Source organism: Sulfobacillus thermosulfidooxidans, from assembly GCF_001280565.1.
Lineage (GTDB): Bacteria > Bacillota > Sulfobacillia > Sulfobacillales > Sulfobacillaceae > Sulfobacillus > Sulfobacillus thermosulfidooxidans_A.
This window is the reverse complement of record NZ_LGRO01000001.1, coordinates 3,123,608-3,136,354: the sequence shown is the minus strand read 5'-3', so window position 1 is coordinate 3,136,354 and position 12,747 is coordinate 3,123,608. Positions and strand designations below refer to the sequence as shown.

The window sequence follows — 12,747 nt, the reverse complement described above, 5'->3', positions numbered from 1 at the left end:
GGAGGCCAGCATGGCAAATCACGAAGAATTATTCCAAGAAACATTGCGGGAGCGGGGATTCCGGGTAACTCCGGACCGTTTACATGTCTACCGGTTACTGGAATCCAGTCCATTTCCTTTGCCCATTTCGACGGTTGTTGAAGAAATCCAATCCACTGGCATCAACCAAACCACGGTCTACCGGATTCTTGAGTTGTTTACCGCCATTGGTATCGTTCATCCTGTGCTGATTGGCCACGGTTCTGTCGGCTATGAATTGATTCCGCCGTTCCGCCATCATCATCACCATCTTGTCTGCGTAGGTTGTAATCAAGTCGTGGATCTCAATAACTGTCGTCTCGAACAGCGTGTGGATGAAATTGTGGAACCTTATGGCTATAAGATTCTTTACCATGATTTGGAGATTCATGGCTTATGCCCCGCCTGCCAAGCCAAAGAGAAGGATAATACCTCTAATGAGAACTAAAAGGATGGTGGGGACGCAGTAACGGGCGCAAAAGGGCGGTTGCGAGGGCCAGGCCTAATGATAGCGCCGCCGCAGAAAAAATAGCGGTTAAACTAAAGCGCAGTCCTTGATTAAAATGATTTTTGAGAAATGCCACCATACTTTCATAGACCATATATCCGGGCACGAAGGAAATAATGGCAGGCACCACAAAAATGGTTACCGGCTGCTTTTTCCACAGGGCTGCTACTTCAGCCAAACTGCCCACTACAAAAGCTCCGACGAAGTCTCCTAAAAGACCTGCTCCCGGGATGAGACTCACCGTAAGAGAAGCCATCCACGCTAAGGCCCCAATCACTCCCGCAATCCATAACAAGGACGTTCGGACCTGATATAAAAAGCCAAAAGCTATCGTGGTCAACGCTGCAAATAGGGCTTGCTGAATCACGGCCAGCGCCCTCCTAGGTGCAGATAAATATACAAGGGCAAACTCGCCCCTGCTGCCACGGCTCCTCCAATGAGCAAGGCTTCAAGCAGGCGGCTAACCGCCGACACTAAATCTCCTGTGATCCCGTCACGCACTGCCGTGGTAAAGAGTAATCCCGGTGTTAATACCATAATGCCGCCAACAAGAATGGCCCCCGGTTGGAAGGAATGAAACCGCGCCAGAAATAAGGCCGGAAGTGTCGCCACGGCCGCGGACAATAAATCGCTAAGACTGCCAGGAATTTGGGTCTTAAATAAGGTGCGCCGAGTTAATTGGGTCAATCCCCCACTAACAGCAGCCGGCAACACATCAATCAAGTGACCGCCCATTAACTGGCTAATAAGACCAGCTGCCCCGGCCGCAAACAAAATACTCGACCAGGGTGGATAGATCGCCCGTTGCTTGGCTTTTTCTAGTTGTTCCCGAAATTCGCTAAGCGGAATCGGATTTTTTGCCACATCTCGTGACAATTGGTTGATTTCGGCGACGACAGCCAAATTGACCGAACGTCGCCGCACTCGTTTCACCAAACTGCGGCCATCGGGTCCCGCGACAAATAACGCTGTCGGCATTGCCACAACGTCGACCGGCTCAATTCGGTAAGCCTGCGCGAGACGCACCATCGTGTCTTCGACACGGGATACTTCAGCGCCACTAGTCAGCATAGCCAGCCCTGCCTCAACGACGGCCTCCAGGGCGTCCAGGGGGGCTGGCTGGGGCCCCGGTAACCGGGTTGTTGACTTGGTCATGTGAGGATAAGCCCTCCCGTCCCCGAAAAACCCAAACGTTCGACAAGATAAATCCAATGATTGTACCAAAAGGAATCGCAATGAGATCCGCCACGATATAATTCAGGTGTTGCATGAGTAACAGCTTGTAAATCGCTGTCTGAACAATTAATCCGCCGGCGGAAACCACATTATATCGCATCAAACCGGCAAAATGGACCCGGGCTTTGAATGTAAACCACGCATTTAAGACATAATTGCTAATGATAGATGCTTCGACGGCTATGACATAAGTCAGAGTTGCTTGCAACGGCCAAAGGTGGTGTAAAATCGTCAACACACCTAAATTGACGCCAACACCACTGACTCCTATGATGCCATATCGAAGCATCCGGTCAATTAATTGCCGATATTTCATTATCATAGAATTTAACGCAGCCGTTCTCCGGCCGGATGATGCTCTCCTTCAAGACCGCTTTGAATGCGAAGTTTTCCCACCATCCATAACGCTTCCATAAAAATACCGGGAGACATCTTACTCTTGCCTTCCCGACGTTCTTCAAAAATAATTGGCATCTCAACCACCTTGAATCCTGCTTTCAGCGCCCGGTAGGTCATTTCAATTTGAAATCCATAGCCTGTGGATTCAATGGTTTCAAGATTAATCGATTCGAGAACGCGCCTGCTAAAGCATTTAAACCCTCCGGTCAAATCCTTCACGTTGACCCCTAAAACGAGTCCCGCATAGAGTGATCCGCCGCGGGAAATCACCTTGCGATACCACGGCCAGCGAGTTACGCCTCCACCTTGAACATAACGCGATCCTAAAACCACATCAGCTTTTTCACGCAGCATGGTCTCGATAAATTGGGGTAGATAACGCGGGTTATGAGAAAAATCCGCGTCCATTTCAAACATATAGTCATATCCCTTGTTTAATCCAAATCGAAATCCCGTTAGATACGCCGTCGCCAACCCGAGCTTGCCTTGACGGTGAATCACTTCCACACGGTTGGGATAAACCGTTTTTAAGTGATCGGCTAATAATCCCGTACCATCAGGAGACCCGTCATCAATAATCAAGACGTCAAACATCTCACCTTGTTCGATAATCGAATCTACCAACGGTCCGAGATTTCCCAACTCATTGTAGGTGGGAAGAATCACTAAGGCACGCATGCATTAGCCTCCTTGAGTATTATGCAATCCAATGCCATGTTGCAAAGATCAAAAAGAATGTCACCTGCAACATGGGGAGAAGCCAATGAAAAAATCGATTCCAACTCTCATGCTTTGCTAGTATACCCAGCATCACAAAGCCGGGAAACAATATCAGCACAAGCCGTGACATCGATAATAACGGACTTCTCCCGTGAATATCCGGTGCTGAAATATCAATCAGCAACAGGATACCCCAATATGCTAACCAGTCAACAGGAAACTTTCGCCGCCACGCAAAAATCCACAAGATCATAAAAACAAGCGCGGCACATAAATCTATCATACTGAGAATTGTGCTCGGCTGCAATGGACTACCGTGCCAAATGGTCTTTATTGCCAAAAATATTCCCACCCATGGCCATGTGATTTGACGGCCCCAATAGGATTGAGCGGCGATAAATGCTAAAGGAGAGCCAAAATCCCGCCATTGGTAGATCATGAACGCCACAATGCCTGCGGGAACCAAGAGTACACTCCACAAGGCTTTTTTAATTGTCCATCCATAACTTTGATAATAGGACCATAAAATTGGAATGACCGTAAACGCGCCTTCATTGCGGGTGAGTGCTGCTAACATCCCAAAAATTCCTGCCGCCCAAAATTTTTTTCGGTAAGCCAACCAAAACACGGTCGTGCTCAAAAACATGTAAAGGCCTTCGGTATAGGCCGCCGACATAAAAAAAGCAGTGGGAAACATAATGGCAATCCACACAGCGCGCTTCGCTAAATCATCACCGTAGAGATCGCGAACCAATCCATAAAAGCTTATTGTAAAACCTATTAGTCCCAAATTCGATACGATCAAGGCGGTAACATAAACCGGAAGAAACGTAATCCAGTGTAATAACGCCGTGAGAAGCGGATAGAGGGGGAAAAAGGCTAGAGCCTGAAACCAGTAGCCATGGATCGCAATACCTGTATACCACAAGCCATCCCACCGAATCCACATCAACAGAATAGGATTGGTCGTCACGTTAAACGTGGGAGAATAGTACTTCCACGGTAGCCGGGCCAGTCCTATCCATCCCGCCACGATTAACGCAATACGGCTAAACACTAAGATTTGAAACAGCTCTTTAGCCGACTCTTTGTCAGGCCACCAAGCCTCTTTCCATCCCTGAAACCGATTAAGAATCATACAGATGCCGCTTGCAGTCCATGATTAATGTAATGGACCAAAATACTCCCTGTCCATTCGACCTGAATGGGAATTTGCAATGCATCAGCAATTTGGGATGCCGTTTGTTCATTCAAGCCAACTCGCATTTTCGACACACCCCAGGCACGCGCTTCCAGCCACAAATAATCAAGAAGTTGACGAAGATAATGGCCGTGGCTCCGAAAATATTTAATATCGATGGCATCGGTATTACGCACCCGGTATAGGGCTAAAGAATCCACGGTCAGCCGTCCATCTTGAGGGGCCACCGCAACGCCGCCCACTTCAAATTGGTTTTCTAAATCTTGCGGTTCAAGGGAACTCGGAATATGTAGATCATTCTCGGCCCATAGAGGATTCGTCACTTGATCCATAAATTCTCGAATCCGTTCTTTATCAACCGCCCAGGCCGGCCCCGCTTCGAGGGGCGGAACATCAGGAGCTTGAAATCCTTCAAAGCTTCCCACGACCCATTTTTCTACTGGTTTAAATTCAGACTCTTCCTGTAAAACAGCAGCCCACAATTGGTCCTTTTCACTGGCTAAAGCGCGTATGACATGAGCACCCAATTTTCGTGCTTCTTCGAGTTGGAAGGATGCAAAGTCTTTTAATGTCTCCCGATCTTGATTGGGGGATGCCAGTCTGACATGACCAAGATATGCCTCGTGCCTTTTCGGCAACGTAATGACCGCTGTCCCGACAATTGCATCATGATCATCAATTGCTAAATACAAACCACCTTGCGTGAGACTGAGAAGTGAACTCACTTGCTTCAGTAAACCCTCATCCTGAATACTCCGTAAAAACTCTTCAACCTTCGCCTGATCCTCTAATGAGGCACGGACATACCTTAACAAACGTGGCCCTCCCTTTCACACCATGTCCCCATTGTATCGTTACACTGCATGGAGTTCAACTAGCAAGCCTTTTATGATGGGCCACGGTTTAACCTTTGAATATATAATACTAAATCGCGGGTTTCGTCAGGATTCAAAGTTCCCGGGGCAGTAGCAGGCATGCGCTGTTGAATAAACGTGCTCAATGCTTGTGATGTCGGATATTTTTGTAACACATGCCCGTCGCTTAAATTCGGAGCGCCTCCTGATCCATCTCCACCAGGACCATGGCATGTTGCGCATAAATTAGCAAACAGCACTCCTCCCGCCTGCTCCTCGTTAACGTGCTGCGCTTTTATGGCCATATTGCGTGTGGTGAGCATATAGCTCGCGATCCCCACCGTGAACAACGCAAATATCAGAGTGGTGATTTTTTTGGTGATGTGCATTAATTGCAGCCTCCCGTAATCGTTTGGTGTCCGGCAGGGGGAGTAAGGCGGTTGGAAAAACCACTCGATAACCAATGCAAATACAAATTTAAATACTTGATGGTGCGGCTTGAAGAGGATAATTTTTTTGCCCCCATAGCTGTAATACAGTGATTAATTTGTCCATCTAACGTCCTCACGTGACCATTTCTTACGAGAGGAAAAGCAGATACGGCACCAATGAGCGTCGGAATAATATGTCCCTTCATATAAGTCGTGGTAGTTCCTTGATCCACGTGGCAGGAGTTGCACGTGAGTCCCCGGGATGACAACCTGGGGCTCATAAAAATTTTTTCTCCTTGTAATATATCGGCTCCCATCACACCAGCGGGCACAGGTAAACTCGCGAAAGCATTTTTCTTGGAATCCATCAAGGTATTTATAGGGATCGCTAGCATTTGCCCATTTTGATTCGGTTGATACAGGGTTTTTCCCACGATTAAGGGATAATCGGCTGCAAACGCTCCTGCTAGATAACGTGCGGCAATTTCCTGGCCCGTATGGCTATTCAAAACATAGAACATTCCCATGGTATCTCCGACAAATAGGCGATGATCAAAGATTGCAGGCGATTCGGCAATGGGTGCTGCGGCCTTAAACGACCAGTCTAGATGACCCGTGCGGGCATTAAATGCATATTCTTTATGCGTAATTGGCGATCCGATAAATACCGTGCCCTGATTCACCACCGGGGCCGAAACCTCGATATTGGTGGGCAACAATCCCCCACCTAAACGTCTTTTCCATAATAAGCGCCCATCTTGATTGTCAAAAGCAAAGAATACCGAGCGAGGATGCTGCCACGTGCCCGCCGTGCCTTCTAAAAAAATCCGGTGATGCCATAGCGCCAAGGAACAGTCATCCGATCCTGCGAAGACAGCTGGCACAGGCGTTTTCCATTGAATCTGGTGCGTTTTAATATTCACCGCATATAAGGCATAGGGATGGGCTCCAGAGATATAAAGCAAATCCCCGTCTAGCACTGGAGAAGACATGCTAACATATGATCCTATGTTGACTGTCCATAACAAGGTGCCGGATTTGGCATTAAAGGCATAGACCTTACCATTTCCATTGGCGACATAAAGCGTGCCTTGGTGGTAAACAAACGTCGGCATATTTTCTCCCGGCGTGTTATATTTCCAGATTACCTGGCCTGTATGGCTGTTTAAGGCATAAATGGCATTAGGCCCTGTCCCGCGAATGATATGACGGGTATGCAAGTGATTGACGAGGGCCTGCTCCTTTGGATTGAACCCTTGCGTACCACTGCCCACAAACACCATGCCCTGAGCCACAACGGGTGTGGTCATCGACATGTTGTTAAGATGAGTCGCCCACAATTTTTGTCCATTTTGGGCATCGACCGCATAAATTAAATCATTATGGCGATAAGCTAAATTGCCGCCGTCCCCCGAAATATAGATAATACCATTCGCGATAGAAGCTTGCTGCAACGGTTCTTTGGCCGTAAAGGTCCAGTTTGCCGTCCAATTCTTTACTGTTGCTGTTTCGTATACGGCATTATTGCTCGCATTCATGGCATACTTTGTAAATGACTGAGGTCCCACATTAGTGGTCGGAACTGGCGGTGCTTTCTGGGCTTGAGCTATGGCATAGCCCACTCCGGAAGCGATAATCACGGCCATTATCCCTATTCCCCAGCGTCCTTTTTGGATCATTCCATTGGCTCCTCTTCCATGATGTCGTGATCTGGGACATACTCACAATATTGTGCACTGTACCATAATTCTTCATAACATGACATTCTTCATCAGAAGAATACGGCGTGAGAAAATACGGGATATCGAAAGTGTGGAGGATGGGATTTGATGCGAGATTATTCGGGTTTTCGCAGTAAGCGAGCGAAGAAGGGAAGTTTAGCGGGTTTTTTTGCTACCGTTCGTTGACGGCCTTCAGTTTCTTGAACCAGCTCATTGGCAATGTTTTGAATGGCGCGGGCCAATGCCGACTCCGGAAATTGTAACATGAGGGGCTGTCCTTCGTTGGCTGCACGCACAGGATAAGCCCCATCGCTAGGTAGCTGATAATTTACAGGGCTTTGCAGCACTTGGGCTATATCGGTGGTTTCAACGCCTGTCTTGGAGCCACTACGGTTAAGTACAATCCGTACTTTATCTTTGGCATAATGAAATCCGTCATAGAATACTTGAAGTGCTTGTCCAACCGTGCGCAAGGTCACCACATCGGGAGTACAAACCGTTAAAATCGTATCCGAAAAATCAAAAGCCGCAACATTAATATCGGTATACCCAGGAGCCGTGTCAACAACGACGTAGGCGTGAGTCTCACGTAACAATTGCAAGACTTGCACAATATGATCGGCGCGGATATCATCCGCTTCTTCCGGGTTATTAGGTGCCGCCAAAATGTACACATTATTAGCAACGCGTTTGAGGGCCCTTTTCACCATATCTGCGTCAATATGTGTCGTTCCCTTGACCAAATCATACAGAGTGACTAAAGGAGCGTCCCCTACCATGGGCGCCACATCGCCAAATTGAATGTCCAAATCCACGAGTGCGACAGGTTGACGACTGGCTTTGGCCAGGGCAATGGCCAAATTCACACTGAGGGTGGTTTTGCCGACACCTCCTTTAGAAGAAAACACCACAATAACCCGCCCATCATGATGCACTTCCCCTTCAAGGGGGGTTGCCACCCGGGACAAAATGGCGGCTAAATCTTGCTGCCAACTCTCGAGACTGATAAAGTCTTTGGCTTTAACCGCCAAAGCTCGTCTGGCCGCGCCCGCGTCAGTCGGAGAAGCCAATACAACAATCGGATAGGGAAGAGCTGCAATTTGTTCGAAAAGCCCTATATTTTGAACTAACAATTCATCGTCGATGAGGAGAACACCGGGATGTTCTGTAGCACATTCATCCAGTGCTTGTCGCAAGTCGGTGGAACTGCCATCGAGAACTGCCCCGGGAATATTCTTCACCGCTCCCACTAATTTGGCACGCAGTCCCTCCTGACTTGCCACATACACTGTGAACAATACTTGTCCCTCCCCAACAACAAACTCTTGGTTTATTCTACTGAATACTACACAATTATGGGAGATAATTCTTTTGATCCCAAGGAAATTATTTACACAAGCACAATTCGTTCGTACACTATAATCAATTCCATAAATATTAACGTATTTTGATTCTTATTCCACTAGCACTGTTTCCTAAGAATAGGAGAATATAAGCAGGATGAAAAGAGTTTGGAATCATATCTGCCAAGATCATCAAGGTCAGGCTCTTGTCGAATTTGCACTAATGGTACCTCTCTTACTGCTGTTTCTCTTTGCCATCATCCAAATGGGGTTGATCTTTAGTGGATTTATTTCCATTGAACAAGGGGCGCGTGCTGGGGTACGTGCAGCATCACTAGGCGAGAATTCAACACAAATCGGCTGTGCCATTTATAACCAAATTAATACAGGCTTGTTTCCAAACACGACCGTCGTAACATGGACTGCAAAGTTTTCCAATGGCAATCCTCCCAATTCATCGTCTTCCTCAACGACACCATCACCATCTCCGTCTGCTTCCACATCCTTGCCCGCTGTTGGGGTTACCGTATCAACATCCTATCCCTTGTTAGTCAGCTTGCCTGGTTTTGGTACATCGGTGCCGATGAATCAGCACTATACAATGATTCAGGAAGGGGGAAATTCCACAGGAACAGAAACGGGATCGTTTTCTAAATCATCGCCGCCTTCGTCATGTCCGTAATATCTGATTAGCATATCTTCGTGACATATAACAAATCATGGACCGAAAGTTTTTTAACCGCATCCTTTGGCAGTTCTAATACCCAATATGCTCTCTTGACAACAGGCCCCAACGTCCATGGTTTAAGCACAACACAACGCTGTACTACAAAATCCTTGGTTAAATAAACCACACACAATGGATAACGCATGAAAAACATATGTACCGAATTCGTGTGGGGAAATAACATGCCATGTCCCGTTTCCAATGATGTTGTACCCATGAGGCCTTTGAACCTTTGCCAAAATGAACGGGCAACAATCACACGCGAACCGATAATTTCCCCAGTCCGCGCATTACTTATCGATACTAGCTCGGCATGAAAAATATCTTTATCCCTTCTGTTCATTGTCGCCAACTTATCCATGAAATAGGTGTACAATCGACAGCATCGCTGGACCTAAAATTACAATAAATATTGCCGGAAAAATGAAGAATACCATCGGAAAAATGATTTTCACCGGAATTAACGCGGCCTTTTCCCGGGCCTGTGCCGCTCTTGCCTCTTTAATATCACGCGCTTGTACACGTAACGCGCCTGCTATTCCACTTCCTGTTCGATCAGATTGGGCAACTAGACCGGCAAATCTTTTTAATTCCCGGGATTTGGTACGTTCCGCCAAAGCAGCCAATGCTTCTGCTCGAGTCATTCCCAATTGAATGTCTGACATCACGCGGGAAAATTCTTCTTTAGCAGGCCCGTCATCGATATTCGTAACCAATTTGCGCATGGCCGCATCAAATGCTAATCCCGCTTCAACGCTCACACTCAATAAATCAAACACTTCAGGTAACGAACGTTCTAATGCCTTTAAACGGTTTTGCGCTTGGGTATTAACCCTGACGCCCATGAAAACATAGCCAAGCATCGCCATTCCTAAAGGAATCAAAATTTGCTGCCACTCTGACTCAGTGGAATTTATTCTCACCAAAAAGATACCCAACGCTAACAATAAGCCCGCTATCGCTAAGCGGTACAACGCAAAGACTTCCGGACTTAACTTACTCCCAGCCTGACGAAGACGTCTTGCCAATTCATTTCGGACTTTTGCCGGCGTCAGTGTTCGAGATATAGCCGCTAATATCCTACGCATTTCAGGCACAATAACCCGTTGAACAAAAGGTATTTCGAGTTCATCAGCCGGTGGTTTTCTCACCAATTGATAAGACTGCAAACGTTCATGAAGTGTTTTCTGACGATTAGCAACCCGTAAATCTCGAACCCACAGAGCGACCATAACCACAGCTAACGCTAATAGTGCAGCAATGGTTACGTTTAACCAAAATAACATCGCCATTTCACTCCTGAATGATACATTATAGTTCTGGTGAACGAACTAAGCGGTTAATCACAAAGCCGCCTAACGCAACCGATATTGTGGCCGAACCTAGCATAATCAGTCCCATGGTAGTATGAAAGAGTGGATTCATATAATTCGGGTCCAAAAACCAAATGGCGATCCCTAAGATAAACGGCAAGACTGTCAAGACCCATCCACTCATCCGCCCTTGAGCAGTCAAAGCCCGCACTTCTTGAGCTAATCGCTGACGGGCAACAATTGTTTGCACGATATTTTCCAAAATGTCAGCGAGTGAACCCCCAATTTCCCGTTGGATATTGATTACCATCACCGCTAATGCCAAATCCTTGGACGGAATGCGGGTAGTTAATTCATTCAAAGTTTGCTCGAGGCTAAATCCAAAGGATTCTCGCCGAAGAACTCGGGAAATTTCTGAACCCAACGGATCAGGCGTTTCTTTCGCTACTAGGGCCATGGCTTGAGTTAAAGAAGTACCAGCGCGTAGAGCCCCTGATATTCCCCTAAGAAAATCGGGTAAGCTTTGTTCCGCGAGGCGCAAGTACCGTTGCTTCATGAGACGAAAATATAGAAGCATCCCGCCCAAACCAATAATCCCTAACATCGCCCCACCAATTGGGCCTCGAACAACGAATCCAATCACGGCAGGAACGACAAAAGCCCCCACGAGAAAACTAACATATTCGCTCATCCTTAATTTTAGTGCGGCGGCATTTTGTCCTTGACTCCAAGTATTACGAATAGCCGAAAACAAATCAAAAGGCATATGCTTACCCGGCGTCGATACGCCGATGGAGCCCATGGCATAAAGACGCTTTTGCGTAATGTGATATGCCCGCGTAGAACGGTATCCCACGACAAGTAATAAAACTGCTAAAGACCATGTAACAGCCAGCCACAACGCCAAGTCTCTCATGAGTCTATTAGACCCCCATGCCAAATATACTGGGCGATAAATCGACTCCTTGGGAACGAATGCGATCATAATTTTTCGGTCGAATTCCATTGGCCCGAAAAACTCCGACCACGCGTCCGTCTTCATCAACACCTGTCTGATCGAATTGGAAAAGATCTTGAGTGGTGATAATCCCACTTTCCATGCCTACCACTTCGGTGATCCGAATGATTCGGCGGGAGCCGTCAAGAAGTCGTGCTTGTTGAATAATAATATCAATTGCCGAGGCCACCTGCGTTCTAATAGCTGTCAGGGGCAAATCCGCACCTGCCATCAGAACCATGGTTTCGATACGGGCAAGACAATCCCGTGGACTATTAGCGTGAACCGTTGTCAAACTTCCCTCATGACCGGTGTTCATCGCTTGCAACATGTCTAAGGCCTCGCCACCACGAACCTCACCGACAATAATGCGGTCAGGACGCATCCGCAACGCATTTCGAACGAGATCTCGAATCGTAATTCCCCCGCGCCCCTCAATATTGGCTGGACGAGCTTCCAGTGTCACTTTATGGTCCTGCTGCAGTTGAAGTTCTGCCGCATCTTCAATTGTGACTATCCGCTCAGATTCCGGAATGAAGGCCGACAATGCATTCAATGTCGTTGTTTTACCAGAGCCAGTTCCACCAGACACCACAATATTTAATTTGCCATGCACGGCAGCTTGAATAAATTCGGCCATTTCACTAGACAAAGTCCCCATCTGTACTAATTGAGAAAGAACAAACGGATCCTTAGAAAATTTTCTAATGGTGATAGAATCGCCGGATACGGCAAGAGGCCGCAAAATCGCATTGAGCCGGGACCCGTCTGGAAGCCTTGCATCCACCATAGGACTAGACTCATCAACGCGCCGTCCGGTAAAGGATAACATTTTCTCTAATACTGAACGCAGGTGGGCTTCGTCGCGAAAGGTTACATCGGTTTTAATCAATGATCCATGGCGTTCAATATAGACTCTCGACGGCCCATTAATCATAATTTCGGAAATGTCCGGATCGTCTAATAGGGCTTGTATGGGACCATATCCTAATATTTCATCAACCAAAATTCTAACCAAGGCATCTTTTTCTAAAGGAGAGATCTCCTTATCAGCTTCCACGATATTTAAAATAATACCTCGTAGTTCATCCCGCGATAATTTCTCGGGATCCATCACTTGAGTTAATAACGCGTCTTGCACACGGCTTTTAAGGGCAAGAAAATTTGTGCCTAAATAATCAAATTCTCCCGCTTTACTATTTTGTGTCGTTTTTATGGCTTTAAAGGCTTGAGACGCTCCTGAAGACATTCCATTAATTCGGTTGCGTAGTGACATGTT

15 protein-coding genes are annotated in these 12,747 nt (G+C 47.0%); 2 read left to right on the top strand and 13 right to left on the bottom strand.

The features are described 5' to 3' along the window. Positions 1–10: 10 nt before the first annotated feature. On the top strand, positions 11–466 hold the full coding sequence (locus AOA63_RS15260) for a Fur family transcriptional regulator (RefSeq protein ID WP_053960516.1): 456 nt from the start codon (positions 11–13) through the stop codon (positions 464–466). Here AOA63_RS15260 and AOA63_RS15255 read toward each other — a convergent pair. From AOA63_RS15255 to AOA63_RS15215, 9 genes are all read right to left on the bottom strand, one after another. After that, a complete protein-coding gene (locus AOA63_RS15255) occupies positions 453–893 on the bottom strand; it encodes a threonine/serine exporter family protein (RefSeq protein WP_171822739.1) in 441 nt (146 codons plus the stop codon). The two genes, AOA63_RS15260 and AOA63_RS15255, sit on opposite strands and share 14 nt — an antisense overlap. Continuing rightward, positions 890–1,681: a threonine/serine exporter family protein gene (locus tag AOA63_RS15250; RefSeq protein WP_082344018.1), complete on the bottom strand. Its 792-nt coding sequence runs from the start codon at positions 1,679–1,681 to the stop codon at positions 890–892. Before AOA63_RS15250 ends, AOA63_RS15255 begins: the two co-directional genes overlap by 4 nt. Then, positions 1,611–2,084 (bottom strand): GtrA family protein, encoded by a 474-nt coding sequence (locus AOA63_RS15245; protein WP_139061634.1) that lies wholly within the window; start codon positions 2,082–2,084, stop codon positions 1,611–1,613. Before AOA63_RS15245 ends, AOA63_RS15250 begins: the two co-directional genes overlap by 71 nt. A 5-nt stretch (positions 2,085–2,089) precedes the next feature. Beyond that, complete coding sequence (locus AOA63_RS15240; RefSeq protein ID WP_053960513.1) at positions 2,090–2,839, bottom strand: polyprenol monophosphomannose synthase; 750 nt, start codon at positions 2,837–2,839, stop codon at positions 2,090–2,092. A gap of 19 nt (positions 2,840–2,858) precedes the next feature. Beyond that, positions 2,859–4,019 carry a hypothetical protein gene (locus AOA63_RS15235; protein ID WP_053960512.1) on the bottom strand — a complete coding sequence of 387 codons (1,161 nt, stop codon included), beginning with the start codon at positions 4,017–4,019 and terminating at the stop codon, positions 2,859–2,861. Then, on the bottom strand, positions 4,016–4,897 hold the full coding sequence (locus AOA63_RS15230; RefSeq protein WP_053960511.1) for a hypothetical protein: 882 nt from the start codon (positions 4,895–4,897) through the stop codon (positions 4,016–4,018). Before AOA63_RS15230 ends, AOA63_RS15235 begins: the two co-directional genes overlap by 4 nt. A gap of 71 nt (positions 4,898–4,968) precedes the next feature. After that, positions 4,969–5,325, bottom strand: coding sequence for a c-type cytochrome (locus AOA63_RS15225; protein ID WP_053960510.1), 357 nt, complete (start codon positions 5,323–5,325; stop codon positions 4,969–4,971). Further along, the gene (locus AOA63_RS15220; RefSeq protein ID WP_053960509.1) at positions 5,325–7,046 is read right to left on the bottom strand and encodes a PQQ-binding-like beta-propeller repeat protein; all 1,722 of its coding nucleotides are present in this window, start codon (positions 7,044–7,046) and stop codon (positions 5,325–5,327) included. Before AOA63_RS15220 ends, AOA63_RS15225 begins: the two co-directional genes overlap by 1 nt. Positions 7,047–7,204: 158 nt before the next feature. After that, positions 7,205–8,377, bottom strand: coding sequence for an AAA family ATPase (locus AOA63_RS15215; protein ID WP_242848386.1), 1,173 nt, complete (start codon positions 8,375–8,377; stop codon positions 7,205–7,207). 211 nt (positions 8,378–8,588) lie between these two features. On the opposite strand from AOA63_RS15215, the gene AOA63_RS15210 reads away from it, so the two are divergent. After that, positions 8,589–9,113, top strand: coding sequence for a TadE/TadG family type IV pilus assembly protein (locus tag AOA63_RS15210; RefSeq protein ID WP_053960507.1), 525 nt, complete (start codon positions 8,589–8,591; stop codon positions 9,111–9,113). 7 nt (positions 9,114–9,120) lie between these two features. On the opposite strand, the gene AOA63_RS20615 is transcribed toward AOA63_RS15210, so the two are convergent. Genes AOA63_RS20615 through AOA63_RS15190 form a run of 4 tightly spaced genes read right to left on the bottom strand, consistent with a single transcriptional unit; the run spans position 9,121 to position 12,744 of the window. Beyond that, positions 9,121–9,501, bottom strand: a complete 381-nt coding sequence (locus AOA63_RS20615) for a DUF192 domain-containing protein (RefSeq protein ID WP_053960506.1) — start codon at positions 9,499–9,501, stop codon at positions 9,121–9,123. Between the two features lie 10 nt (positions 9,502–9,511). Beyond that, a complete protein-coding gene (locus tag AOA63_RS15200; RefSeq protein WP_053960505.1) occupies positions 9,512–10,444 on the bottom strand; it encodes a type II secretion system F family protein in 933 nt (310 codons plus the stop codon). Between the two features lie 25 nt (positions 10,445–10,469). After that, complete coding sequence (locus tag AOA63_RS15195) at positions 10,470–11,387, bottom strand: type II secretion system F family protein (RefSeq protein WP_053960504.1); 918 nt, start codon at positions 11,385–11,387, stop codon at positions 10,470–10,472. A gap of 7 nt (positions 11,388–11,394) precedes the next feature. Beyond that, complete coding sequence (locus tag AOA63_RS15190; RefSeq protein WP_053960503.1) at positions 11,395–12,744, bottom strand: CpaF family protein; 1,350 nt, start codon at positions 12,742–12,744, stop codon at positions 11,395–11,397. Between the last annotated feature and the right edge of the window lie 3 nt (positions 12,745–12,747).

Coding starts and splice junctions, on each gene's coding strand:
- AOA63_RS15260 (WP_053960516.1), top strand. CDS start 11: ATGGCAAATCACGAAGAATTATTCCAAGAAACATTGCGGGAGCGGGGA.
- AOA63_RS15250 (WP_082344018.1), bottom strand. CDS start 1,681: ATGACCAAGTCAACAACCCGGTTACCGGGGCCCCAGCCAGCCCCCCTG.
- AOA63_RS15245 (WP_139061634.1), bottom strand. CDS start 2,084: ATGATAATGAAATATCGGCAATTAATTGACCGGATGCTTCGATATGGC.
- AOA63_RS15240 (WP_053960513.1), bottom strand. CDS start 2,839: ATGCGTGCCTTAGTGATTCTTCCCACCTACAATGAGTTGGGAAATCTC.
- AOA63_RS15235 (WP_053960512.1), bottom strand. CDS start 4,019: ATGATTCTTAATCGGTTTCAGGGATGGAAAGAGGCTTGGTGGCCTGAC.
- AOA63_RS15225 (WP_053960510.1), bottom strand. CDS start 5,325: ATGCACATCACCAAAAAAATCACCACTCTGATATTTGCGTTGTTCACG.
- AOA63_RS15220 (WP_053960509.1), bottom strand. CDS start 7,046: ATGATCCAAAAAGGACGCTGGGGAATAGGGATAATGGCCGTGATTATC.
- AOA63_RS15210 (WP_053960507.1), top strand. CDS start 8,589: ATGAAAAGAGTTTGGAATCATATCTGCCAAGATCATCAAGGTCAGGCT.
- AOA63_RS20615 (WP_053960506.1), bottom strand. CDS start 9,501: ATGAACAGAAGGGATAAAGATATTTTTCATGCCGAGCTAGTATCGATA.
- AOA63_RS15200 (WP_053960505.1), bottom strand. CDS start 10,444: ATGTTATTTTGGTTAAACGTAACCATTGCTGCACTATTAGCGTTAGCT.
- AOA63_RS15195 (WP_053960504.1), bottom strand. CDS start 11,387: ATGAGAGACTTGGCGTTGTGGCTGGCTGTTACATGGTCTTTAGCAGTT.
- AOA63_RS15190 (WP_053960503.1), bottom strand. CDS start 12,744: ATGTCACTACGCAACCGAATTAATGGAATGTCTTCAGGAGCGTCTCAA.